The sequence below is a fragment of the Pseudomonas sp. GW822-FHT01E03 genome, from assembly GCF_058802985.1.
Genome location: NZ_JBXAOQ010000005.1, coordinates 117899 through 142997 on the forward strand (window position 1 = coordinate 117899; position 25099 = coordinate 142997).

22 protein-coding genes are annotated in these 25099 nt (G+C 62.1%); 4 read left to right on the forward strand and 18 right to left on the reverse strand.

Features of this window, described 5'->3' with window-relative positions; genetic code table 11:
- Positions 1-56: 56 nt before the first annotated feature.
- On the forward strand, positions 57-497 hold the full coding sequence (locus tag AC1RP7_RS11805) for a carboxymuconolactone decarboxylase family protein (protein WP_057713964.1): 441 nt from the start codon (positions 57-59) through the stop codon (positions 495-497).
- A 12-nt stretch (positions 498-509) separates the two neighbouring features.
- Here AC1RP7_RS11805 and AC1RP7_RS11810 read toward each other — a convergent pair whose 3' ends face one another.
- From AC1RP7_RS11810 to AC1RP7_RS11825, 4 genes are all read right to left on the reverse strand, one after another.
- Entirely contained in the window at positions 510-2102 is a 1593-nt protein-coding gene (locus AC1RP7_RS11810) for a DHA2 family efflux MFS transporter permease subunit (protein WP_493180697.1), read from the reverse strand.
- Positions 2099-3220 (reverse strand): HlyD family secretion protein, encoded by a 1122-nt coding sequence (locus tag AC1RP7_RS11815; RefSeq protein ID WP_493180698.1) that lies wholly within the window; start codon positions 3218-3220, stop codon positions 2099-2101. The genes AC1RP7_RS11810 and AC1RP7_RS11815 overlap by 4 nt, the downstream gene beginning before the upstream one ends.
- Before the next feature lie 322 nt (positions 3221-3542).
- Positions 3543-4724, reverse strand: a complete 1182-nt coding sequence (locus AC1RP7_RS11820; protein WP_057713967.1) for an acetyl-CoA C-acyltransferase family protein — start codon at positions 4722-4724, stop codon at positions 3543-3545.
- Entirely contained in the window at positions 4721-5503 is a 783-nt protein-coding gene (locus tag AC1RP7_RS11825; RefSeq protein ID WP_340316011.1) for an enoyl-CoA hydratase-related protein, read from the reverse strand. Before AC1RP7_RS11825 ends, AC1RP7_RS11820 begins: the two co-directional genes overlap by 4 nt.
- A gap of 218 nt (positions 5504-5721) precedes the next feature.
- Here AC1RP7_RS11825 and AC1RP7_RS11830 point away from each other — a divergent pair, with 218 nt between their 5' ends.
- Genes AC1RP7_RS11830 through AC1RP7_RS11840 form a run of 3 tightly spaced genes read left to right on the forward strand, consistent with a single transcriptional unit; the run spans position 5722 to position 9191 of the window.
- On the forward strand, positions 5722-6828 hold the full coding sequence (locus AC1RP7_RS11830) for a polyamine ABC transporter substrate-binding protein (RefSeq protein ID WP_349735398.1): 1107 nt from the start codon (positions 5722-5724) through the stop codon (positions 6826-6828).
- 39 nt (positions 6829-6867) lie between these two features.
- Positions 6868-8286: an aminotransferase gene (locus tag AC1RP7_RS11835; protein ID WP_150814181.1), complete on the forward strand. Its 1419-nt coding sequence runs from the start codon at positions 6868-6870 to the stop codon at positions 8284-8286.
- Complete coding sequence (locus AC1RP7_RS11840; protein ID WP_349735402.1) at positions 8283-9191, forward strand: LuxR C-terminal-related transcriptional regulator; 909 nt, start codon at positions 8283-8285, stop codon at positions 9189-9191. The genes AC1RP7_RS11835 and AC1RP7_RS11840 overlap by 4 nt, the downstream gene beginning before the upstream one ends.
- A gap of 132 nt (positions 9192-9323) precedes the next feature.
- On the opposite strand, the gene AC1RP7_RS11845 is transcribed toward AC1RP7_RS11840, so the two are convergent.
- The 14 genes from AC1RP7_RS11845 to paaH all read right to left on the reverse strand — a co-directional run bounded on the left by AC1RP7_RS11845 (position 9324) and on the right by paaH (position 25097).
- Entirely contained in the window at positions 9324-9638 is a 315-nt protein-coding gene (locus AC1RP7_RS11845; protein ID WP_218498089.1) for a hypothetical protein, read from the reverse strand.
- Positions 9639-10253: 615 nt separating this feature from the next.
- Complete coding sequence (paaZ, locus tag AC1RP7_RS11850) at positions 10254-12323, reverse strand: phenylacetic acid degradation bifunctional protein PaaZ (RefSeq protein WP_493180699.1); 2070 nt, start codon at positions 12321-12323, stop codon at positions 10254-10256.
- A gap of 57 nt (positions 12324-12380) precedes the next feature.
- Positions 12381-13634, reverse strand: a complete 1254-nt coding sequence (locus AC1RP7_RS11855; protein WP_218498091.1) for an OprD family porin — start codon at positions 13632-13634, stop codon at positions 12381-12383.
- A 34-nt stretch (positions 13635-13668) separates the two neighbouring features.
- Positions 13669-15315 (reverse strand): cation acetate symporter, encoded by a 1647-nt coding sequence (locus AC1RP7_RS11860; RefSeq protein WP_223504081.1) that lies wholly within the window; start codon positions 15313-15315, stop codon positions 13669-13671.
- Positions 15312-15620 (reverse strand): DUF485 domain-containing protein, encoded by a 309-nt coding sequence (locus AC1RP7_RS11865; RefSeq protein ID WP_150814175.1) that lies wholly within the window; start codon positions 15618-15620, stop codon positions 15312-15314. The genes AC1RP7_RS11860 and AC1RP7_RS11865 overlap by 4 nt, the downstream gene beginning before the upstream one ends.
- 178 nt (positions 15621-15798) lie before the next feature.
- Positions 15799-16875: a 1,2-phenylacetyl-CoA epoxidase subunit PaaE gene (gene paaE / locus AC1RP7_RS11870; protein WP_493180700.1), complete on the reverse strand. Its 1077-nt coding sequence runs from the start codon at positions 16873-16875 to the stop codon at positions 15799-15801.
- A gap of 34 nt (positions 16876-16909) precedes the next feature.
- Positions 16910-17443, reverse strand: a complete 534-nt coding sequence (gene paaD / locus AC1RP7_RS11875) for a 1,2-phenylacetyl-CoA epoxidase subunit PaaD (RefSeq protein WP_493180701.1) — start codon at positions 17441-17443, stop codon at positions 16910-16912.
- Positions 17430-18191, reverse strand: a complete 762-nt coding sequence (paaC, locus tag AC1RP7_RS11880; protein ID WP_493180702.1) for a 1,2-phenylacetyl-CoA epoxidase subunit PaaC — start codon at positions 18189-18191, stop codon at positions 17430-17432. Before paaC ends, paaD begins: the two co-directional genes overlap by 14 nt.
- An 8-nt stretch (positions 18192-18199) precedes the next feature.
- The gene (paaB, locus tag AC1RP7_RS11885) at positions 18200-18481 is read right to left on the reverse strand and encodes a 1,2-phenylacetyl-CoA epoxidase subunit PaaB (RefSeq protein WP_007943393.1); all 282 of its coding nucleotides are present in this window, start codon (positions 18479-18481) and stop codon (positions 18200-18202) included.
- 28 nt (positions 18482-18509) lie between these two features.
- Entirely contained in the window at positions 18510-19499 is a 990-nt protein-coding gene (gene paaA, locus AC1RP7_RS11890) for a 1,2-phenylacetyl-CoA epoxidase subunit PaaA (protein ID WP_493180703.1), read from the reverse strand.
- A 1009-nt stretch (positions 19500-20508) separates the two neighbouring features.
- On the reverse strand, positions 20509-21834 hold the full coding sequence (paaK, locus tag AC1RP7_RS11895; protein ID WP_057713982.1) for a phenylacetate--CoA ligase PaaK: 1326 nt from the start codon (positions 21832-21834) through the stop codon (positions 20509-20511).
- A gap of 99 nt (positions 21835-21933) precedes the next feature.
- Complete coding sequence (gene pcaF / locus AC1RP7_RS11900) at positions 21934-23145, reverse strand: 3-oxoadipyl-CoA thiolase (protein ID WP_493180704.1); 1212 nt, start codon at positions 23143-23145, stop codon at positions 21934-21936.
- On the reverse strand, positions 23138-23587 hold the full coding sequence (gene paaI / locus AC1RP7_RS11905; protein WP_223504091.1) for a hydroxyphenylacetyl-CoA thioesterase PaaI: 450 nt from the start codon (positions 23585-23587) through the stop codon (positions 23138-23140). The genes pcaF and paaI overlap by 8 nt, the downstream gene beginning before the upstream one ends.
- The gene (gene paaH / locus AC1RP7_RS11910) at positions 23580-25097 is read right to left on the reverse strand and encodes a 3-hydroxyacyl-CoA dehydrogenase PaaH (protein WP_493180705.1); all 1518 of its coding nucleotides are present in this window, start codon (positions 25095-25097) and stop codon (positions 23580-23582) included. The genes paaI and paaH overlap by 8 nt, the downstream gene beginning before the upstream one ends.
- Between the last annotated feature and the right edge of the window lie 2 nt (positions 25098-25099).

Below are 25099 nucleotides of genomic sequence, written 5' to 3' on the forward strand. Positions count from 1 at the left end.
TGTAAACGGGCTGCGGGACTAACGTAGTCACACACCCACCTGCCCTGGAGCACCCCATGCAACCTCGTATCGATTTCTACACCGCGTCCCCTGACGCCCTCAAAGCGATGATCGCTTTGGAAACCGCCGTTTCGAAACTGCCGCTGGAAAAAAACCTGATCGAACTGGTCAAACTGCGTGCCTCGCAAATCAACGGCTGCGCCTTCTGCATCGACATGCACACAGCTGATGCGATCAAGGGCGGTGAAACCCCGCGCCGTCTGTTCGCCGTGACAGCCTGGCGCGAAGCACCGTTCTTTACCGAGCGCGAACGCGCTGCGCTGCTCTGGACCGAATCCCTGACCCAGCTCAGCCTGACCCACGCTCCGGATGAAGACTACGAAATGGTCAGCGCCCAGTTCACGCCCAAGGAAATGGTCGACCTGACCGTGGCCATCAGCACCATCAACAGCTGGAACCGTCTGGCCGTAGGTTTTCGCAAAATGCCTCAGGCCTGACCCGAACAAGCCTCAATGAGCATCGGCACTCGGCGCGGCCGGTGGTTGTACCTTGCGCATCAAAGGCACCATCGCCGTGGCGATAATGAAGCAGACCATGATCATCAAGAACGCGTCGCCATAGGTTTGCGTCTGGGCTTCGCGGTAGGTCAGCAACCATAGTTGATGCAGGCTGGCGGTGACCCCGGCGTCACCGCTCTGGCCGAGGGCGGCGAAGTTGTTGCCGACTTGGGACAGCCATTGGTTGAGCGCCTCGTTGGTGCTGTTGAGGTTCTCCGCCAACCGGGTGAAATGCAGGTTGGTGCGGTCGTTGAGGATGGTCGCGCACGCTGCAATGCCGATAGCCCCGCCCAGGTTGCGCATCAGGTTGAACAACCCTGACGCATGCTTGAGCCGTGCCGGCGCCAGGCCGCCGAGGGTCAAGGTCACCGCCGGCGGCACCGCCAATTGCTGGGCAATCCCGCGCAAGGCTTGCGGCAGCATCAACTCCTTGGCCCCCCAGTCATGGGTGATCGGGCTGAAATCCCACATCGACAAGGCGAACAGCCCAAGACCGAACATCATGATCCAGCGCAGGTCGACGCGATTGGCCAGAAAGGCATACAGCGGAATCGCCATGATCTGGAACACTCCGGTGGAGAAAACCGCCAGACCAATGTCCAGCGCTCCGTAGCCACGCACCCGACCGAGGAATAGCGGCGTCAGGTAAATGGTGGCGAACAGGCCGATGCCGGTGACGAACGAGAAGAAACAACCGAGGGCGAAATTGCGGTCCTTCAAGGCGCGCAGATCGACAATCGGGTTGGCCACATGCAAGGTCCGGCCGATGAACGCCAGCCCGGCCAGGCCACTGATCCACGCGGTGGTCAGGATCGTGCGGTCACTGAACCAGTTCCAGCGCGGGCCTTCTTCGAGGGTGTATTCCAGGCAGCCGAGGAACAGCGCCAAAAACACCATGCTCAAGTAATCCGCGCCTTTGAGCAGCGACAGTTCCGGCTGGTCGATTTTTACCAGCATCGGCACGGCCACGGCGACGAAGATGCCGGGGACCAGGTTGATGTAGAACAGCCAGTGCCAGGACGATATGTCGGTGATCCAGCCACCGATCACCGGCCCCAGGGTCGGTGCCAGGGACGCCACTGCGCCGATGGTCGCGGCGGCGATCACCCGTTGTTTGCCGGTGAAGAACACGAAGGCCGTGGTGAACACCAGCGGGATCATCGAACCGCCCAGAAACCCTTGCAGGGCGCGGAAGGCGATCATGCTCTGGATGTTCCAGGCTATGCCGCACAGCAGGCTGGCCAGGGTGAAACCCACCGCCGATGCGCAGAACAGCCAGCGCGTCGAGAACACCCGCGACAGCCAACCGGAGAGCGGGATCACGATGATTTCGGCGATCAGGTAGCTGGTTTGTACCCACGCGGTTTCGTCGGTGCCGGCGGAAAGCCCGCCGCCGATGTCACGCAACGAAGCCGAGACAATCTGGATGTCCAGCAGGGCAATGAACATGCCGATGCACATGCTGGCGAAGGCGAAAACCTTGGTCGCCGTCGCTATGTTCGCGGCATTGAACGGTTGCGCCGGGGCGGCGAGGGCACGGCTCATGGCGCGCTGGCCACGGCTGGCGCTTGAGGTTCCTTGCGCGTGTCCACTTCAGCGGTGACCGACAACCCCGGACGCAAGTGGCCGAGCACACTGTCGGCCGGGTCGAGGTGAATCCGCACCGGCACCCGCTGCACGATCTTGGTGAAGTTGCCGGTAGCGTTTTCCGGCGGCAATACGCTGAATTGCGAACCGCTGGCGGGGGCGAGGCTGTCCAGGTGACCGTGGAATTCCTGCCCCGACAGCACGTCGGCACGGATCACCACCCGTTGCCCCGGCACCATGTGCGCCAGTTGGTCTTCCTTGAAGTTGGCATCGACCCACAGACCGCTGGTCGGCACCACCGAGAGCAATTGCGAGCCAGCCTGGGCATAGGCGCCGACCCGTGCCCGGCGATTGCCGATCACACCGTCAACCGGTGCCTTCAGTTCGGTGTAGTCGACATTCAATTGCGCCAGGTCGCGCTCAGCCTTGGCCTGGATCAAGGCGGCCCGGGCTTGTTGTTTCTGGGTGTCGATCACATTCAACTGGCGTTGTGCGGCCAGCAATTCAGCCTGGGCGCGGTTGCTTTGGGCTTGGGCCGTCTTGAACGTGGTATTGGCCCGCTGGGCACTTTCAACCGAGACGGCGTTGGTGATCACCAGTTTTTTGTAGCGGGCATCGTCATCCCGCGAACGGACGGCTTCGGCACCGGCGGCGTCGATGCCGGCACGGGCCTGGCCGATGACGGCCTGTTGCAGTTGCTCGGTGGCGTCGAGGTTGGCAAGCAGGGCCTGCTGGGCGGCCACTGCGCCTTCGGCCTTGGCCAGGTGGGCGCGGTAGTCGCGGGAATCGAGACGGATCAGCACGTCGCCGGCCTTGACCTTCTGGTTGTCGGCCACCAGCACTTCATCGATGTAGCCCGCCACTTTTGGCCCGATCACCGTTACGTCGCCACCAATATAGGCGTCATCGGTTTCTTCGATAAAACGCCCAGCGCTCCACCAATGCGCGCCATACACACCGGCCAGTACCAGCGCCGCGATTGCCACGGTGGGCAACAGCAGGCGTTTGAGCAGGGGAGGTTTGGCGGCAGTCACCGGGGCAGCCAGGTCGGGTTCAACGGTGGGCATGCTGGTCATGGAGGATTACCTGTGGGTGCGGCGGTTAATTATGATGATCATAATATGACGAATGTAATATTTTGTGGCAAATGGTTTTTGCTGCCAGTCGTCAGGTGGTTTGTTCGGCGAGAATGGGATTTTATTTGCGCTAGAGAACCCCTGTGGGAGCGAGCTTGCTCGCGATAGCGGCCGTCCAGTCAACAATGACGGTGCCTGACACGCCGCAATCGTCGGAACGCCGCTCGGAGCAAGCTCGCTCCCACAGGGATTCGCTATTGGTTTACGGGAATGAAAAAGGCCGGTGATCTGCGCGATCACCGGCCTTTTTTACAGCTATTGCTTAGACGCGCTCGAAAATCGCCGCAATCCCCTGGCCACCACCGATGCACATGGTCACCAGCGCGTAACGGCCGCCGGTGCGGTGCAGTTCGTGGATGGCCTTGGTGGCGATGATTGCGCCGGTCGCGCCCACCGGGTGGCCCAGGGCGATACCCGATCCGTTCGGGTTGACCTTGGCCGGGTCGAGGTCCAGTTCCTGGCTGACGGCGCAGGCCTGGGCGGCGAAGGCGATGTTGGCTTCGATTACGTCCAGGTCGGCGACGGTCAGGCCGGCGCGCTTGAGCGCCAGGCGGGTGGCCGGAATCGGGCCCAGGCCCATGAATTCCGGTTCGACGCCGGCGTGGGCGTAGCTGACCAGGCGGGCGAGGGGTTTCAGGTTATTGGCCTGGACCGCGTTGCCACTGGCCATGACCAGTGCGGCGGCACCGTCGTTCAGGCCCGAGGCATTGCCGGCGGTGACCGAACCGTCCTTCTTGAACGCCGGCTTCATTGCTGCCAGCTGTTCCAGGGACGTGGCGCGCGGATGTTCGTCGACGCTGAACAGTTTGACGCCTTTGCGATCCTGGATCTCCACGGTCGCGATCTGCTCGCTGAAGTAGCCGTTGGCAATCGCGTGGGCCGCGCGTTGCTGGTCTTCGAAAGCCAGGGCGTCCTGCATTTCGCGGGTGATGCCGTTGCGCGCGGCGACGTTCTCGGCGGTGATGCCCATGTGGATACCATGGAAGGGGTCATGCAGGATGCCGAGCATGTAGTCGATGACTTGGGCGTTGCCCATGCGCGAACCCCAACGGGCGGCCGGCATCAGGTACGGGCCACGGCTCATGGATTCGGCACCGGCACCGACGACGATGTCGGCATCGCCGAGCATCAGGGTCTGGGCGGCGTTGATGATCGCTTGCAGGCCCGAACCGCAGAGGCGGTTGACGTTGTAGGCCGGGGTTTCCTTCGGGATGCCGGCGTTCATCGCCGCGACGCGGGAGATGTACGCATCGCGGGTTTCGGTCGGGATCACGTTGCCCATCACCAGATGGCCAACGAGCGCCGGGTCCACGGCGGCTCGCTCCAGGGCGGCTTTCACGGCGGTGGTCGCGAGGTCGGCCAGCGGCACGTCCTTGAGCGAACCACCGAAGGTACCGATGGCGGTACGGGCGGCGCTGACGACGTAGATTTCTGGAGTGTTCATGGCTGGTTTCCTTTCGGTGGATTCTTATCTGTACTGCGATTGAGCAGGGCGTTCAAGGCGGTTTTCGCCTCGTCGGTATTCAGGCGCTGAATGAACAGCGTGTTTTCTTCGCGCAGGGTGGCTTCCAGTTCGGCCAGGGAAGCCTGTTTCATCAGCAGCCGGGACTGGCGCAAGGCTTGCTGGGGCATGGCCAGAAAGCGCTGGGCGATTTTTGTCGCCGCCGCCAGGCATTGTTCGCCGTCATCGAAGGCTTCGTTGGCCAGGCCCCAGGCCACCGCTTCGTTGCCGTCCAGGCCGTTGCCCAACAGGAGCAGGCTCGCGGCACGGGCATGGCCGAGCCGGCGTGGCAGCAACAGGCTGGCGCCAAATTCGGGGCACAGGCCGATGTTGACGAACGGCATGCGCAGCTTGGCGTTGCGGGTGACCAGTACTTGATCGCAATGCAGCAGCAATGTGGTGCCAATACCGATGGCCGCACCGCAGACTGCCGCGATCAGCGGTTTTTGCAGGCGCGTGACGACCTTCATCAGGTGGAACGCCGGGGCGTCCAGATGAGTCGGCGGGTGCTGGAGGAAATCCACCAGGTCATTGCCGCTGGTAAAGCACGCCGGGCCACCGGTGATGATGATCACGCCGGTCTGCGGGTCTTCGTCGGCGGCCAGCAACAGCTCGGCCAGTTGCGTGTACATGGCGTTGTTCAGCGCATTGAGCTTGTCCGGGCGGTCGATGGTCAGCGTCAACACGCCGTCGCGTTGCTCGTGTTTGATCAGGTCGGTCATCGCAGGCTCTGCAGGGTCGGTTCAGGGCTGCCACTTTAAGCGCCGGACAAACCCCGGATCTATGGCAAAACGGGTCAACTGCACTGCCGCTTTTTGCCATGCCGGTATGCCCAAAAAGCGACACACACCCATTCGGGGTATGGCCGCGCCCGGCGAATCCACCAATAGTGGGGGCATCCGCTCATCCAGAGCCGAACTCGCTATAAGGTGCATTTGCTATGGGCAAGACGCTGCTTAAGGTGATTTCCAGTCTGTTTGTTGTACCGCTGACATTGAATGCCTACGCCGCTCAAGTGGACGACAGCCATACGCTGCGGTTGTACAACTGGGCGGATTACATCGGTGAAAAAACCGTGGCCGACTTCGAAAAGGCCACCGGCATCAAAGTCATCTACGACACCTTCGATGCCTACGAAACGGTGCAGGCCAAATTGCTCACCGGCCACTCCGGTTATGACCTGATCGTGTTGAACGCGTCCCTGGCGCCACCGCTGATCAAGGCCAAGGTGTTCCAGCCGCTGGACAAGAAACTGCTGCCGGGCTGGACCAACCTGGACCCGAAAGTCCTGGAGGATCTGCAAGGGTACGATCCGGGCACCACGTACTCGGCGCCTTATACCTGGGGTAGCAACGGCGTCACCTACAACGTCGACAAGATCAAGGAACGCATGCCCGACGCGCCGATCGGCTCGCTGGCGATGATCTTCGATCCGAAGATCGTCTCGCGCTTCGCCGACTGCGGCGTGACCCTGCTCGATGCCCCGACCGAAGTCATTCCCATGGCCCTGAAGTACCTGGGTCGTGATCCGAGAAGCGCCGCACCGGAAGATCTGAAAGCCGCCCAGGACTTGCTGTTGTCCGTGCGGCCGTACATCCGCAAGTTCGACTCGGTCAATTACCTGACCAGCCTGCCCAATGGCGATGTGTGCATGGCCATGACCTGGTCCGGCGACTACGCCACCGCCATGGCCCGCGCCGCAGAAGCCAAGAAGAAGATCGACCTGGCCTACTTCATCCCCAAGGAAGGCTCGCTGATCTGGTTCGACAACCTGTACATCCCGGCCGACGCGCCCCACGTCGCCAATGCCCACAAGTTTCTCGAGTACCTGATGCAGCCGCAGGTGATGGCGGACGTGAGCGACTTCATCAATTACGCCAACAGCAACGCCGCGGCCACGCCGTTGTTGAGCGCCGATGTGCGTAACAACCCGGCGATTTACCCCGACGCGCAAACTCGCGAGCGGCTGTTTCCGCAGAAGACCCAGGACGCCAAGGACATGCGGGCGATTACTCGGGTCTGGAGCACCGTAAAAAGCGGCATCTGATTTGTTCGAACGTTAGTCAATTCGGTTAGAGGTTTATTTATGGCGACGCCAACACGCACCGTTTTTTCCCCTGCGGACGAGTCCCGGCTGGTCAAGGCCGACAAGGCTCACCATATGCACGGCTATCACGTGTTCGACGAACACGCCGAACAGGGTTCGCTGAACATCGTCGCAGGCAACGGCGCCTACATCTACGACACTCAGGGCAACCGCTTTCTCGATGCGGTGGGCGGCATGTGGTGCACCAACATCGGCCTGGGTCGTGAGGAAATGGCCGAGGCCATCGCCGACCAGGTGCGTCAGCTGGCCTATTCGAATCCGTTTTCCGACATGTCGAACAACGTCGCCATCGAGCTGTGCGAAAAACTCGCCAGCCTGGCCCCCGGCGACCTCGACCATGTGTTCCTGACCACCGGCGGCTCCACCGCCGTGGACACCGCGTACCGGCTGATCCAGTACTACCAGAACTGCCGAGGCAAACCCGAGAAGAAGCACGTCATCGCGCGGTTCAACGCCTATCACGGCTCTACCACGCTAACCATGTCGATCGGCAACAAGGCCGCCGACCGCGTGCCGGAGTTCGACTACGCCAACCCGCTGATCCACCACGTCTCCAACCCGAATCCGTACCGCGCGCCCGATGGCATGGACGAGGCGCAGTTCCTCGAGTTCCTGGTCAAGGAATTCGAAGACAAGATCCTCTCGATTGGCGCGGACAAGGTTGCCGGTTTTTTCGCCGAGCCGATCATGGGCTCCGGCGGGGTGATCATTCCGCCCCGGGGCTATCTCAAACGCATGTGGGACGTCTGCCAGCGCTACGACATCCTGTTCGTCGCCGACGAAGTGGTCACTTCGTTCGGGCGCCTCGGCAAGTTCTTTGCCTCTTATGAGGTGTTCGACGTGCAGCCCGACATCATCACCACTGCCAAGGGCCTGACCTCGGCCTACCTGCCGCTGGGCGCGTGCATCTTTTCCGAGCGCATCTGGAAAGTCATCGCCGAGCCGGGCAAGGGCCGCTGCTTCACCCACGGCTTCACCTACAGCGGGCATCCGGTGTGCTGCACGGCGGCGCTGAAGAACATCGAAATCATCGAGCGGGAAAACCTGCTGGCCCATGTCGACACGGTTGGGGCTTATCTGGAGGAGCGCCTGGCAACCCTGCGAGACTTGCCGCTGGTGGGGGATGTGCGCTGCCAGAAACTCATGGCCTGCGTGGAGTTCGTCGCCGATAAACGCACCAAGGCGCTATTCCCCGACGAGATCAACATCGGCGAGAAAATCCACGTGCGGGCCCAGGCCCGGGGCTTGCTGGTGCGGCCGATCATGCACCTCAATGTCATGTCGCCACCGTTGATCCTGACGTCTGCCCAGGTCGATGAAATCGTCGAGACCTTGCGCACATGCATTCTGGAAGTGGCCGCCGAGCTTGAAGCGAGCGGACAGTACGCGGGCCAATGATTTCGTCAGTCAGGCTGTTACCAAGGGCGTGTCCAGCCGCTAGACTGCGGGGCATGAGCAAACCAGACGACGATACGCTGATCGCGGTGCCCTTCGGGGCATTGCACAAATGGCATGGGGGAATGCGCGAGGCATTCGCCCGTATCGATGAGCCTGACGCCTTGCAACACCTGGCGTCGGCGTTGGCGCAACTGGTGTCCGTCGAGTCGATGATGATCAGCCTGGAGCGTAAGGATCGCGCGCCCCAGTTGCTGCATCAGCGCGGGATTGCGCAGGAGTATCAGGTCTCGATTCTGGAGCGCTATTTTGCCGGGGGTTATTTGCTCGACCCGTTCTGCCTGGCGGTGGAGCAGGGGTTGGCGCAAGGCTTCTATCACCTTGAGGAAATTGCCCCGGACAACTTCTTCGACAGTGACTACTACAAATCCTATTACCTGAAGGCGGGCTGCTCGGAAGACAGCTACTACATTGTCGATATCGGCAATGACACGAAGATTTCCGTCAGCCTCTATCAGGGTTTCGGCGGTGAATGCCTGAGCGTCGAGCAGCTGAATCTGCTGCGCGCCGTGGAACCGCTGGTGCGCGAATTCATCAGCGAATTCAGTCAACGGGGCATGCTGCGCAGTCGCGAGATCCAGTGCGATAAAGACCAGGGCATGCGCGATGATCTCAAGCACCGGGTGCAGTCGGCGTTCGAGCATTTCGGCAGCGACTTGCTCACTGAACGTGAGCGGCAAGTGGCGCATATGGTGTTGCGCGGGCATTCGGTGAAATCCACGGCCAGCCAGATGAACATCTCACCGGAAACCGTGCGCATGCACCGCAAGAACCTGTACCTGAAACTGGAGGTGGGTTCGCAGTCGGAGTTGTTTGCGCTGTTTATCGAGTGGTTGCGCAGGCACTGAGAATTTCAGCTCGGCACAAATCAAATGTGGGAGCGGGCTTGCTCGCGAAGAACGTCCAGACGACGCGTTCTGTCAGACCGCCCGCGTTATCGTTGGCCTCCATCGCGAGCAGGCTCGCTCCTACAGGGTTGGTCAGCGTGCCCGCAACCGTCGCCCGACCACATCCAGCACATCACAGCCATCGCGCAACGGGATGGCGCAGAGCAAAGAAAAGTCGCTGAGGATGAAGGATTCGCACTCGATCGAGCCGCGCATGGACAGGTTTTCCAGCACTTGGGTGACGGCGCGAATTCGGTAGTTGGCGGCGTCCATCAGGATGTCGAGCGGTGCGTGGGTGTCGACGAAGAGGGTGGGCATTTCACTGCAATTGCTGGTGAGTGCCATGAAGCGATTGTTGGGGTGTGGGGTTGGTTTTTCGTAGGGTGGATCGGGATGAATGGTTTTCATGCTTTCTAACTCTAGGAAAGGAAAATCGAAGCTACCGAAAGCCTTCCTACGGGCTAGGGTGGCAGCCATGTACGGGGTAGGAATATCGAGTCCCTAGCACCTCGACCACGCCGAAGCGTGCCCGTACATAGCCGCCGCAGCTGATCTTACGGACGCATTTCAACGGCCGCAAACCAGGTAATTGGCGCCAACGTGGTACTAGGGAAACTGGAGGTTCCTACACCCCGCCACTGAAATTCAGTGACCACCAAAGACTATCGATTGAGCACCTTTCAAACCAGTTCATGCGGATCGCCGCAATTCGAAGGAAATCTCCGAAGACCTTGCCCGGAAATGTCCTAGGACCTGCGCAATGAATATCAGCAAAACGGGGACGGTGGGTTGTGGATGAGGGACAACGGGCATGACCGAAGCCTAGGAAAAACAGAAATGTCCTACGCCAATTGACGCCTGAATCACCTCACCCCCTGTAGGAGCGAGCCTGCTCGCGAAGAACGTCCAGACAGCGCGTTCAGTCAGACTGCCCGCGTTATCGTTGACCTCCATCGCGAGCAGGCTCGCTCCTACAGGGGTTGCTGGTTGACCACGAGATTTGTGGTCAACCAGGAATCCAGATCAGTCTTCGCGTTTGACCACCAGGGTCAGAATGTCATAACTGGCCACCAGTTCACCCAGCTGGTTGGTCACTTCCACATCCCACGCCACCACCCCTTGCGGGATGCCCTGCGGGCTCTTCTTGCCCTGGTCGATCTTGCGTTTGCAAGTCAGGCGCGCCTGGATGGTGTCGCCGATGCCCACCGGGTTGATGAAGCGCAAGGTGTCCAGGCCATAGTTGGCCAGTACCGGCCCCGGCGCGGGGGAAACAAACAGCCCGGCCGCCGCCGAAAGCACGAAGTAACCGTGGGCGATGCGCTTGCCGAACTGCGATTCCTTGGCTGCGATCTCGTCGAAGTGCATGTAGAAGTGGTCGCCCGACAGGCAGCCGAAGTTCACCAGATCTGCTTCGGTGACGGTGCGGCGGTGGGTCAGCAGCGACTCGCCGATCTGCAGGTCCTGGAAATGGCGACGGAACGGATGCACGTCGGTTTCGATGACCTTGGCCCCGCGCACGTACTCGCCGGTGACCGCCGCCAGCATGGTCGGCGAACCTTGTACCGCCGCGCGTTGCAGGTAGTGTTTCACCGCGCGCAGGCCGCCGAGTTCTTCACCGCCACCGGCACGCCCCGGGCCGCCGTGCTTGAGTTGTGGCAGCGGCGAGCCGTGACCGGTGGATTCGTCGGCAGAGTGGCGATCCAGTACCAGCAAGCGGCCGTGCCAGGCAGCCGCGACCGGGATGGCCTTGGCGGCGATTTGCGGATCCTTGGTCACCAGACTGGCCACCAGGCTGCCTTTGCCGCGCGCGGCCAGGGCCAATGCTTCGTCGAGATCGTCGTAGGCCATCAGCGTGCTGACCGGACCGAACGCTTCGATATCGTGGGCGCCGCCCTCGGCATGGGGGTCGCGGGCCTGCAACAGGGTCGGGGCGAAGAACGCGCCCTTGTCGACGTTTTCACCACGGGGTTCGAAACCGTCGCGGGCACCAAACAGCATATCGCTGCTCTGCAACAGGCTTTCCAGACGCTCAGCCACGTCTTTCTGCTGATCGTGAGACGCCAGTGCGCCCATGCGTACGCCTTCCACCGACGGGTCGCCGACCACCACTTTGGCCAGGCGATCACGCAGGCGCGTAGCCACGGCATCAATGTGCTTGGCCGGGACGATGGCGCGGCGGATGGCGGTGCATTTCTGCCCGGCCTTGGTGGTCATTTCCCGGGCGACTTCCTTGATGAACAGCTCGAACTCTTCGTCGTCCGGGGTTACGTCCGGGGCGAGGATCGCGCAGTTCAGGGAGTCGGCTTCGGCATTGAACGGCACCGAATTGCGGATCAGGTTCGGGTTGACCCGCAGCTTGGCCGCAGTGTCGGCGGAACCGGTGAAGGTCACCACGTCCTGGCCTTGCAGGCGGTCGAGCAGGTCGCCGGTGCTGCCGATTATCAGTTGCAGGCTGCCCGCCGGCAGCAGGCCGGATTCGTCCATCAGGCGCACCACGGCTTCGGTCAGGTAGCTGGTGGCGCTGGCCGGCTTGACGATGCACGGCATGCCGGCGAGGAAGCTCGGGGCGAACTTTTCCAGCATGCCCCAGATCGGGAAGTTGAACGCGTTGATGTGCACCGCCAGGCCGCCACGGGGCACCAGAATGTGCGTGCCGGCGAAGGTGCCCATTTTGCTCAGCTGCATGGCCGGGCCTTCGTGGACGATGTTGCCCGACGGCAGCTCGCGGGAGCCGAGGCTGGCGTAGGTGAACAGCGTGCTGTTGCCGCCTTCGATGTCGATCCAGCTGTCGGCGCGGGTCGCGCCGCTGTGGTGGGAAATCGCGTAGAGCTGTTCCTTGCGCTCGCTCAGGTACAGGGCCAGGGCCTTGAGACGCTGGGCGCGCTGCTGGAAGTCCAGCGCCATCAAGCCGCTGATGCCCTGGCGACGGCCGTGCTCGATGGCTTCGGAGAAGTCCGGACGCTCTTCGTGGGTGCGGGCGATTTCATGGCCGTCGATGGCGCTGCGCAGGACCTGCGCGCCGTGTTGGCCGATCCAGCGACCGGCGATGAAGCTTTGCAGGGTGGGGGCATGCAGTGCAGGTGAAGGGGACATCACGATTGCTCCTGGTTATGAAGGGTTGTGGCGCGGTGGCGGCCGCGCCTTTCGGAATTACCAAAGCGCCAGGGTGTAACCGACGATCAGCCGGTTCTCATCGAGGGCGGTAGTCAAGCCATTACCGGAACGGAAGGTCACGTTGCGCCAGCGCAGGCTGACGTTCTTGAACACACCGCTCTGGACGACGTAGCTGATATCGGTGTCGCGCTCCCATTCGCGACCGTTGTCGACGGTGCCTGCCTTGACGTGGCGACCGTCGGTGTAGCGGGTCATGAAGGTCAGGCCGGGAATGCCTTGCGCCGCGAAGTCATAGTCGTAACGCAGTTGCCAGGAGTCCTCGTCGGCGCGGGTGAAGGTGTTGAACGTCACCAGGTTGACCACGTATGGATCGCCGCCGTTGAGGAACGGAAAGGCGCTGTCGCCGGACAATTGCTGGTAGGCGGCACTGACCTTATGGGCGCCGTGGGACACCGTGAACATGCCGTTGAAGTTGCGGTTGTCGATGCGCCCGGCCCGCTCGGCGCCGTCACCGCGGCTGTCGAAATAACGCAGGTCGCTGCGCAGGTTGAAGTCGTTGCCCAACGGTTGCGTATGCACCAGTCCGGCGAATTGCTGGCGATAGATCTGTTCCAGCTTGCCGTAGTAGTAGCTCACATTCAGTTGCGGGCTGAACGCGTAGGTGCCGCCGCCGAAGTCGAAGTGATCGCTGGTGGCGGCGCCGAAGCCGATGTCATCGTTGCTGGAGGAGTCCCGCAGGTTGGCCTTGGTCAGGCGTCCGGCATTCACCGTCAGGCCGTCGATTTCCTGGCTGGTCAGCAAGCCACCTTCAAATGTCGAACCCAACAGGCGTGTGTCGTTGTAAGTCGCTACTGGCAACAAGGGCTGCAGGGTGCCGAGTTTCAACACGCTTTTGGATACTTTCAATTTACCGGTCAGGCCCAGTTCGCTGTACTCGTCGTCGGGCTCATGGCTCTGCGGGCCAAACGGCAGCAGCCCGGTGCCACGGCGGTCGGGACTGGAGTCGAGCTTGATCCCCAGCTCCCCCAGCGCGTCGAGACCGAAACCGAAGGTGCCGTCCGTGAATCCGGACTCGATGCGCGCAGTGAATCCCTGGGCCCATTCTTCGGCTTTGGATTGCGGCGCGTTGTCCTGACGGAAATCGCGATTGATGTAGTGGTTGCGCATATCAATGCGGGCCTTGCTGTCGCCGATGAAGTCGGCCATGGCGCTGGGGGCGATCATGGGCAGACTCAATGCGGCGGCCAGTGAAAACAGTGATTCACAAGACGTGGTACGTGCGGGTTTCATTATTTTTATTCCCTGCCAACTGATCGGTCGTCGTTTAGTGTTTGCTGGCGCCGGTGGCACCGATGCCGGTCATCGAGCGGATGAACTGCGCCAGATAACGGCCACGCTCAAGGGCTGCACGGGGCGAGGTGTCGGTGACGGAAAACAGCCATGCACTAAAGAACGCCAGGCTCATGGAAAACAGGGCCGGGTTGGAGTACGGGAACAGCGCCTTATCGTGATGCATCACGTTGACCCACACCGCCGGGCTCAGCACCAGCAACACAATCGCCGAGACCAGTCCGGACAGACTGCCGAGGACGGCGCCGCGGGTGGTCAGGCCTTTCCAGTACATCGAGAGGAACAGCACCGGGAAATTCACCGACGCGGCGATGGCCAGCACCAGACCCGAAAGGAAGGCAATGTTCTGCGACTCGAACAGCAGGCCGAGGACGATCGCCAGTACACCGATGCACAGGGTGGCGATTCGCGACACGCGCATTTCCTGTTGCTCGCTGGCCTGGCCCTTGCGCATCACGCAGGCATACAGGTCATGGGACACCGCCGAGGCGCCGGACAGCGCCAGCCCGGCAACCACCGCCAGGATGGTGGCGAAGGCGACCGCCGAGATGAAGCCGAGGAACAGGTTGCCGCCTACCGCGTGGGCCAGGTGCACCGCGACCATGTTGCCGCCGCCGATGATCGCGCCGCTGGCGTCACGGAACGCTGGATCGGTGCCGACCATGACGATGGCGCCGAAGCCGACGATGATCAGCAGCAAGTAGAAGTAGCCGATGAAACCGGTGGCGTAGAACACGCTTTTACGCGCTTCCTTGGCATCGCTGACGGTGAAGAAACGCATCAGGATGTGCGGCAGGCCGGCGGTGCCGAACATCATGCCCAGCCCCAGGGAAATCGCATCGATCGGGTTGGACAGCAAGCCGCCGGGGGCCATGATTGCGTTGCCCTTGGCGTGCACGGCGGTGGCACCGGCAAACATCGCCTCAGTGCTGAAACCGAAGTGCTTGAGCACCATGAACGCCATGAAGCTGGTGCCGAACAGCAGCATTACCGCCTTGATGATCTGCACCCAGGTGGTGGCGAGCATGCCGCCGAAGGTCACGTAGAACACCATCAACACGCCGACCAGCATCACTGCATAGAGGTAGTCGATGCCGAACAACAGTTCGATCAGCTTGCCGGCGCCGACCATCTGCGCAACGAGGTACATCAGGGCCACGGTCAGGGTGCCGAAGGCCGAGGTCAGGCGCACCGGGGTCTGTTCCAGGCGATAGGACACCACGTCGGCAAAGGTGTATTTGCCCAGGTTGCGCAGGCGCTCGGCAATCAGGAACAGGATGATCGGCCAGCCGGCCAGCACGCCCAGGGCGTAGAGCAAACCGTCGTAGCCATTGAGGAACATCATCGCGGAGATGCCGAGGAACGAGGCTGCCGAGATCATGTCGCCGGCAATCGCCAGACCGTTCTGGAAACCGGTCATGCCGCCGCCAGCGGTGTAAAAATCGCTGGTGGAGCGGGTACGCAGTGCCGCCCAGCGTGTCACACCAAGGGTGAACAACACGAACACCAGGAACATGCCGATGGCGTTCCAATTCAATGGGCGGGCCACGCCATCGGCGGCCATCGCAACATCAGTGACAGCCGCCAGCGGCAGCAGGAACAGTGCAAGAAGGCGGTTCATCGGGCGCACTCCTGCTTGAGTTTTTCATTCAGCGGATCGATCACGTTGTTGGCGCGATAGACATAGAAACCGGTCAGCGCAAAGGCCAGCCCGACGATGACGACACCCACCAGCATGCCCACGGTGGTCACGCCGCCGCTCAGGGATTGGCCGAGGGTAGAAGGGGAGAAAGCCACCAGCAGCACGAAGCCGTAATAGATCACCAGCATGGCCAGGCTCAGTGACCAGTACAGCTTCTGTTTGCGACGAACCAGCTGGATGAAATCCGGGTGCTGGCCGATGAGTTCTATTTCCTGGGGTGTCATGACGCGCGCTCCTTTGTTTTTTTTGTTGTGGGTGAAACGTTGTATTCGTGCCGAATCACCGGCCCCCTGTGGGAGCGAGCTTGCTCGCGATGAGGCCATTACATTCAGCATTGATGGTGGCTGACCCACCGCTATCGCGAGCAAGCTCGCTCCCACAGGGTTTTGCGTGAGGCGGATATCAGAGCTGATCGAAATCCAGCACCACCTTGTCGCTGATCGGGAAGGCCTGGCACGACAGCACGTAGCCGGCGGCCACTTCGTAGTCTTCCAGGGCGTGGTTGCTGTCCATTTCCACTTCGCCCTCGATGACCTTGCACTTGCAGGTCGAGCACACACCGGCCTTGCACGAGTAGGGCAGTTCCGCACCTTGCTCGTTACCCGCATCGAGGATGCTCTGGCTGTTGCGCGGCAGGTCGAACGCCAGGGCGCGGCCATCGCTGATGACGGTGATCTGGCTGACCGCTGAATCCACCTGGCGCGCCGCCTCACGGGCTTCGCGTTTTTGCTGGCTGCCGACGGCGGCGAACAGTTCGAAGTGAATGCGTTCGGGCGCCATGCCCTTGGCCTTGAGGCTGTCGCGCACGGTCTCGGTCATTTCCTGCGGGCCGCAGATGAAGGCGGCGTCGAGGGCCTTGACGTCGAGCCAGCGGCTGAACAGCTGCTCGCATTTCTCGGCGTTGATCCGGCCGTTGTACAGGTCGACATCCTGCTGCTCGCGGCTGAACACGAAGATCAGGTTCAGGCGTTGCAGGTAGCGGTTTTTCAGGTCTTCGAGCTGTTCGCGGAACAGCGCGCCGGAGCTGGAGCGGTTGCCGTACAACAGGGTGACGCGGCTGTGGGGCTCGGTTTCCAGGGTGGTCTTGATGATCGACAGGATCGGCGTGATGCCGCTGCCTGCCGCCACGGCCAGGTAGTTGCCATGGCGCGCCGGGTCGAGTTCGACGCAGAAATGCCCGGCGGGCGGCATCACTTCCAGGGTGTGCCCGGCTTTCAGCTGTTCGTTGGCAAATGCCGAGAAGCGTCCGCCGGTAACACGCTTGACGGCGATGCGCAGCTCACCGTCGTTGACCCCGGTGCAGATCGAGTAGGAGCGGCGTACTTCTTCGCCGTCCAGTTGGGTGCGCATCACCAGGTGTTGGCCCTGGGTAAAATGGAAGCTGTCTTGCAGGTCCTGCGGAATCTCGAAGGCGATGGACACCGCGTCACGGGTCTCGGCGCGCACGTCCTTGATGGTCAGGCTGTGAAATTTGCTCATTGTTGTTCTCCAGCTGGGACGGCCGATTCGCCGCTCAGATGCACTTGAAATAGTCGAACGGTTCCCGGCAATCGACGCAGCGGTACAGGGCCTTGCAGGCTGTGGAGCCGAACTCGCTGAGCACCTCGGTGTGGGCGCTGCCGCATTGCGGGCACACAACCTGCGGGTTCTCGCCGAGCAGGCTGCGCTTGCTGGTGCTGCCCTCGGGCGGCGCGATGCCGTAAGCGCGCAGGCGTTCGCGGCCGCTGTCGCTGATCCAGTCGGTGGTCCAGGCCGGGGTCAACTTGCGCTCCAAATGCGGCGCCTTGAATCCGGCGAGTTCCAGGGCTTCGCGGATGTCGCTTTCGATCACTTCGGTGGCCGGGCAACCGGAGTAGGTCGGCGTGACCACCACGTGAAGGTGACCGGCCTGCCAGTCGAGATCGCGGACGATGCCCAGGTCGACCACGCTGACCACTGGCACTTCCGGGTCCATGACCTCGCACAGGATCGCCCACGCGGCAGCCAGGTCGGTCGGTTGAGCCGGCCGGGCGCCGAGGTCGCTGGCGATCAGCTCACCAGGTTGCATCGGGGTACGCTCGTGGCAGGCACTGCATTTCGGCCAGCAGGATCCCTAAGTGTTCGGTGTGCAGGCCCTTGCGTGCATTCAGGTAGAAATAGCTCGGCGCCGCGGGGACGGGCAGGGTGGCGCTGGTGAAGATCTGCTCGACTTTGGCTTGCCACTTCGCGGCGACGTTGGCGATGTCCGGAGTGATGCCGGCTGCGCACAGGCGCTGTTCGCTGTCATCGGCGGCGATCAGTTCCACGGTGAAGCGCCACACCTCGGGGATCGCCGCGAGCATGCGCTTGTGGCTTTCCTCGGTGCCGTCACCCAGACGCTCGACCCACTCGCCGGAGCGGCGCAGGTGATAAGTCACTTCCTTCACGGCTTTGGCGGCAATCCCGGCGATACGCTCGTCGCTGGACTGGCTCAGGCCCTGCAGCACCGGCAAATGCCAGGCGTCATAGAGGAACTGCTTGAGCATGGTTATCGCGAAGTCGCCGTTGGGTTGTTCCACCAGCAGCAGGTTGCGATAGGCGCGCTCGTCACGACGAAACGCCAGGTGATCGGCATCACGGCCGTCGTCCAGCAGCTCGGCGGCGTACTCCAGCCAGTTGCGCGCCTGGCCCACCAGGTCGAGGCCGACGTTCATCAGCGCCAGTTCTTCTTCCAGCGCCGGGGCCTTGCCACACCATTGGCACAGGCGCTGGCCCTGGATCAGGGCGCTGTCGCCGAGGCGCAGCAGGTATTCGATCAGATCGGTCTTGTTGTCCATGGTCGACCTCACATGTGCCCGACTTCGGCCGGCAGCTCGTAGAAGCTGGCGTGGCGGTAGACCTTGTCGTCCGACGGATCGAACAGCGGGTCTTTTTCATCCGGCGACGAGGCGGTGATCAACGCCGAAGGCACGACCCACAGGCTCACGCCTTCGCTGCGACGGGTGTAGAGCTCGCGCGCGTTCTCGATGGCCATGGTGGTGTCGGCGGCGTGCACGCTACCGACATGCTTGTGGTTCAGACCGTGCTTGCTGCGCACGAAGACTTCGAAGAGGGTCCACTCGGACATTTCAGTTACTCCACATCAGGTGGCCGGATCAGGCGGCGTTCTTGTTTTGTTTTTTGCGGGCGTGGGCGACGGCGGCTTCACGAACCCAGGCGCCGTCTTCGATCGCCTTGCGGCGGGTGGCGACGCGTTCCTGGTTGCACGGGCCGTTGCCCTTGAGCACTTCGTAGAATTCGTTCCACTGGATTTCGCCGAAGTCGTAGTGGCCGCGCTCGGCGTTCCACTTCAGGTCCGGGTCGGGGCAGGTGCAGCCCAAAAGCTCCAGCTGCGGGATGGTCTGGTCGATGAAGCGCTGGCGCAGTTCATCGTTGCTCTGGCGCTTGATTTTCCAGGCCATGGACTGGGCGCTGTTCGGCGAATGTTCATCGCTTGGGCCAAACATCATCAGCGACGGCCACCACAGGCGGTTGATCGCGTCCTGGACCATGTCTTTTTGCGCCTGGTTACCGTGGCGCATCATGGTCAGGAGGATTTCGTAGCCCTGGCGCTGGTGGAAACTCTCTTCCTTGCAGATGCGGATCATCGCCCGGGAATACGGGCCGTAGGAGGTGCGCTGCAGCACCACCTGGTTGACGATCGCCGCGCCATCCACCAGCCAGCCCACCGCGCCCATGTCGGCCCAGTTCAGCGTCGGGTAATTGAAGATGCTCGAGTACTTGGCCTTGCCGCTGTGCAGCTTGGAGATTTCTTCATCGCGGTCGGCGCCCAGGGTTTCCATGGCGCTGTACAGGTAGAGGCCGTGGCCGGCTTCGTCCTGGATCTTGGCCATCAGTTGCAGTTTGCGTTTGAGGCTTGGCGCGCGGGTGACCCAGTTGCCTTCGGGCAGCATGCCGACGATTTCGGAGTGGGCGTGCTGGGAAATTTGCCGGATCAGGGTCTGGCGGTAGGCATCTGGCATCCAGTTCTTGGCTTCGATCTTGATTTCTGAATCGATTTTTTCCTGGAAGGCGCGTTCCTGTTCGGACATTTCCGAGAGGTCCTTGATGCGCTTTACGCCGGTTTCTACGAGCTGTGCGTACATTTTTGAGTTCCCGCCTTGAATCTGTTCTGGGGCATGGAGAACTTTATAAGCGATACAGAATTTAATATCAAACACAAAATGACGTGTCGTAATTGTTTTTTGTATCGCTTTGGGATGATTGGGGGAGAGAGGTCGGCGTACATATCCATTTCTTCGGTAACGGCCACTGGCGGTTTCGCCCTTACGGCGACTCACTTTTTTTTCAAACGCCAAAAAAAAGTAAGCAAAAAAAGGCTCGCCCCGAGCGTCCGGCCCCTCGCTAAGGCTCGGCGTTCCTTCGCTCCGGCATTCATCCGGGGGCATTGCCCTCCGGTTTGCTTCGCTGCACCTACATGCAATGTGTTCGACTGCGTCGAACGGCGCGGCGCGCCAATCCCCGGATGAATACCTCCACTCAGCCTCCCGAAGGGGCGGGTGGATCAAGATCAAGAGCTGCAGGCGAGCTAACGCTCGGCCTGATGAGTGGTGAAGAGCGTTTGTGTACGCCGATCTGCCTTTGCTCTTCTGTGGGAGCGAGCTTGCTCGCGATGGCGGCCTGACAGCCGACCTGGTTTTTGCAGATGTCCCCAACCCCTGTGGGAGCGGGCTTGCCCGCGAAGGCGGCCTGCCAGCCGACCGAAATCTTGCAGATGTACTCGATACCTGTGGGAGCGAGCTTGCTCGCGATAGCGACCTGGCAGTCGACGAGGTACATCACAATCGAACGAACCCAGCAAACAGGCCGGCCGGCATGCCGAGCCTAAGCGAGGCACCGAATGTCAGGGGCAAGAGCCCTTGGTTACTTGGGGCCGGGCGGCGCTCCGCTTTTCCAAGTGACCCGCCGTAAGGGCGGAACCCTAAGTGGCCGTTACCGCAGCAATGGATATGTACACCCGTAAAAAACACGTCGCCTGACACAAAGCCATCGCGAGCAAGCTCGCTCCCACAGGAATAGTGATCGGCGCCAGAGTCGGTAAAGCCCTGGCAAAAAAAAGCCCCGCAAAAAGCGGGGCCATAAAGGGTGCAGCAGTCATGCTTTCGGACGTTTATCCACCACGTGGCAAGCCTTGCCCTCGGATCGCTTGATCGAATGGAACGGCTGCAAAACGATCCGCGAACTGATCCCGATGTACGTCTTGATATGCCGGCTCAATTCCCCGCAAACAGCCTTCTGCTGTTCATCGCCCAGGTGCTGGTGCTCAGCCTTGAGCTCGACATGCACATCAACGCTGTCCAGGTTGCCATTGCGATACAGATGAATCTCATAACACTCGGCAAGTTGTTTGACTTTCAGAACCTGCTCCTCGATCTGCGTCGGAAACACGTTAACGCCACGGATGATCAGCATGTCATCGCTGCGCCCGGTGATCTTGTCGATGCGCCGCATCGGCCGCGCCGTACCCGGCAGCAGGCGCGTCAGGTCGCGGGTGCGGTAGCGGATCATCGGCAGGGCTTCTTTGCTGAGCGAGGTGAACACCAGTTCGCCCATCTGCCCGTCCGGCAGTACTTCGCCGGTGACCGGGTCGATGATTTCCGGGTAGAAGTGGTCTTCCCAGATGGTCGGGCCGTCCTTGGTTTCGGCGCATTCCATGGCCACGCCCGGGCCCATGATTTCCGAGAGGCCGTAGATGTCCAGGGCGGTGATGCCCATACGTGCCTCGATGGCGCTGCGCAGTTCGGCGGTCCACGGCTCGGCGCCGAAGATGCCCAGGCGCAGGGCCAGTTTGTGCGGGTCGATGCCCTGGCGCTCGATTTCATCGGCGATGTTGAGCATGTAGGACGGCGTGACCATGATGATGTCCGGCTGGAAATCCTTGATCAGCTGCACCTGTTTTTCGGTCTGGCCACCGGACATCGGGATCACCGTACAGCCCAGGCGTTCGGCGCCGTAGTGCGCGCCGAGGCCGCCGGTGAACAGGCCGTAGCCGTAGGAAATGTGTACTTTGTCGCCACGATGGCCACCAGCGGCGCGGATCGAGCGGGCCACCACATTGGCCCAGGTGTCGATGTCATTCTGGGTGTAGCCGACCACGGTCGGTTTGCCGGTGGTGCCGCTGGACGCGTGCAGGCGCACGATGTCGTGCATCGGCACGGCAAACATGCCGTAGGGGTAGTTGTCCCGCAGGTCGGACTTGGTGGTGAAAGGGAATTTCGCCAGGTCGTCCAGGGACTTGATGTCGTCGGGGTGCACGCCCAGCGCATCGAAGCGCTGACGGTACAGCGGCACGTTGTTGTAGGCGTGGTTCAGGCTCCAGCGCAGGCGCTCCAGCTGATGCTGGCGCAGCTCGTCGATGCTGGCGGTTTCCAGCGGGTCCAGCACAGGGTTCAGCACGGCTTGGGCAATTGGCATGTTCATGTGTTCACTCGAATTGTTTTTGTGTTCCAGCCCTTTTGCACAAGGGCTTTGAGTGCATGCCCCAAGGATACCTCTCGGCTCCCCGGGAATCGCGATTCTTTAGTGGGATAGACGCTCGATGATCAGCGCGATCCCCTGGCCGACACCGATGCACATGGTGCACAGGGCGTAGCGGCCGTTCCGTTCTTCAAGCTCATGCAGGGCGGTGGTGACCAAGCGTGCGCCGCTCATGCCCAACGGGTGGCCCAGGGCGATGGCGCCGCCGTTGGGGTTGACCCGCGGATCGGTGTCGTTCAGGCCCAGTTCGCGCAGCACCGCCAGGCCCTGTGCGGCGAAGGCTTCGTTGAGCTCGATCACGTCCATGTCGGCCAGGCTCAGGTTGGCCACCTCCAGCACCTTGCGGGTGGCTGGCACCGGGCCGATGCCCATGATCCGTGGTTCAACGCCAGCCGTGGCCATGGCCACGACCCGGCCACGGGCGGTCAGGCCGTGGCGTTTGGCGACTTCCGGGCTGGCCAGCAACAGCGCGCAGGCCCCGTCGTTGACCCCGGAGGCGTTGCCGGCGGTGATGCTGCCGCCTTCGCGGAACGGCGTGCCCAGTTTGGCAAGCTGCTCAAGGGTAGTGTCGCCGCGTGGGTGCTCGTCGTGCTCGACCACCTTAGCCGGTCCTTTGCGCTGGGGGATTTCCACCGCGACAATCTCTTTGGCCAGACGCCCGCTGGCCTGGGCAGCGGCAGCGCGTTGCTGGCTGCGCAAGGCGAAGGCGTCCTGGTCGGCCCGGGAGATGTTGAAGTGTTCGGCGACGTTCTCTGCCGTTTCCGGCATGGAGTCGATGCCATAGGCCTTTTTCATCAGCGGATTGACGAAGCGCCAGCCGATGGTGGTGTCGAAGACCTCGGCTGCACGTGAAAACGCCTGCTCGGCCTTGCCCATCACCAGTGGCGCACGGGACATGGATTCAACGCCACCGACCAGCATCAGCCCGGTTTCGCCACTGCGAATGGCGCGGGCGGCGGTGCCGATGGCATCGAGCCCGGAGCCGCACAGGCGATTGAGGGTGGTGCCCGGCACGCTGACCGGCAACCCGGCCAGCAGTGCCGACATGCGCGCGACGTTGCGGTTGTCTTCGCCGGCCTGGTTGGCGCAGCCGTAGATCACGTCGTCAACCGTGTTCCAGTCCACTTGCGGGTGGCGGCGCAGCAGTTCGCGCAGCGGTACCGCGCCGAGGTCGTCGGCGCGCACGCTGCTCAGGACACCGGCGTAACGGCCAATCGGGGTCCGGACTGCGTCGATGATCAGGGCGTCATTCATTCGGGTTCTCCTGCGTCAGCACCGGGCCGCGCACTTTGTAGGATTTGCCATGGAACAGGGCGATCAACTGGCCCTGCTGGTTTTCGATGCGCACGTCGTAGTTGCCGGTGCGACCCGAACGGCTCTGCTCGATGCAGTCGGCGTTCAGCGTGTCACCCAGGCGCGCCGGGGCGATGTAGTCGATGCTGCAACCGATGGCCACGGTGGCTTCGTTGTAACTGTTGCAGGCAAAGGCGAATGCCGAATCGGCGAGGGCGAACAGGTAGCCGCCGTGGCAGGTGCCGTGACCCTGGATCATGTCGGCCCGCACCGCCATGCCCACTCGCGCGCAACCGGGGCCGGCCGAGAGCAGGCGCATGCCCATGGCCTGGCTGGCGGCGTCGCGCTGGAGCAGCGATTGCGCGCATTCACTGGCCAGGGTCATGGCTTCATGGTTAGTCATGGAATGTTCTCCCTTCGGTGGCGCGACGGCGCAGCAGCAGCGACGGCCGGTAGCGTTCTTCGCCATAACTGGCTTGCAGGTTTTCCAGCGTTTCAAGAATGTGCGAAAGGCCAATGGCATCGGCCCAGGCCAGCGGCCCCTGTGGATAATTGACCCCGGCGCGCATGGCCAGATCGATGTCGGTGGCCGAGGCCACGCCTTGCAGCAGGGCGTCGGCGGCTTCGTTGGCGAGCATGGCCACAGTGCGCAGGACGGCGAGGGCCGGGCTGTCGCTGAGCAGGCTGACCATGAGGCCGGCCCGTTGCAGCAGAGCAACGCCTTGTTCGAGGGCCAGCGGATCAATGCCTGCCGCATGGCTGATAGCGATGCGTTTGGCATTGCCGTAATCGAACGCCAGATCGAGCAGGATCAGGTTGCGCAGCCCGTCTTCCCGGGCACGCTGGCAGGCCATGCGGCCATCGCTCAGGGCCAGCACCGCGTCACCCACTCGCAGCAATCCGCGGCCGTCGCGCCGGATGACTTCGACACCTTGCTCGCTCAAGCGCGCCAGCAAACCCTGGGCGATGCCAAGGTCACCTTCGGCGATACAAGTCTCGACGCTCGCGCTGCTGCTGATTTCACCTGCTTGCGGGCGTTCGGCGCCTTGGGCGTAGCTGTAGAAACCCTGTCCGCTTTTACGTCCCAGACGCCCGCCATCCACCAGTTCTTTCTGGATCAGCGACGGCAGGAAGCGTGTGTCCTGGTAATAAGCGTCGAACACCGAGCAGGTCACGGCGTAGTTGACGTCATGGCCGATCAAGTCGGTCAGTTCGAACGCGCCCATGGCAAAACCACCGGCCTCGCGCATCAGCGCATCCAGGGTTGGGCAATCGGCCGCGCCTTCCTGCAGCATCCGCAGGCTTTCTGCATAGAACGGCCGGGCCACGCGGTTGACGATGAAGCCCGGTGTGGAGCGGGTGTGTACCGGTTTTTTGCCCCAGGCTTTGGCGGTGTCGTACAGGCACTCGGCGAGTGCCGGATCGCTGGCCAGGCCGCAGACGACTTCCACCAGCGCCATCACCGGTGCCGGGTTGAAGAAGTGCAGGCCGAGCAGGCGCTGTGGATGATCAAGCTGTGCGGCGATGCTGGTGATCGACAGCGACGAAGTGTTGCTGGCGAGGATGCAATGCTCGCCGCAGATGCCTTCGAGCTGGCGGAACAGCGCGCGTTTGACCTCAAGGTTCTCGACGATGGCTTCGATGATCAGATCGCAGTCGGCCAGGGTTTCGATGGCTTCCACCGCTTGCAGGCGCGCAACGGTGGCGCTGCGCGACTCGGCCGACAGCTTGCCGTTCTCGACTCGCTTGCCCAATTGTCGGTCGATGCCTTCAATCGCTTGGGCGGCTGCGCCGGGACGATTGTCCAGCAGCAAGACCGGATGGCCGGCCTGGGCCGCCACCTGGGCGATACCGGCACCCATGGCCCCGGCGCCGATCACGGCGATGCGTGCAGATGTGTTCAATGCGGTCATGG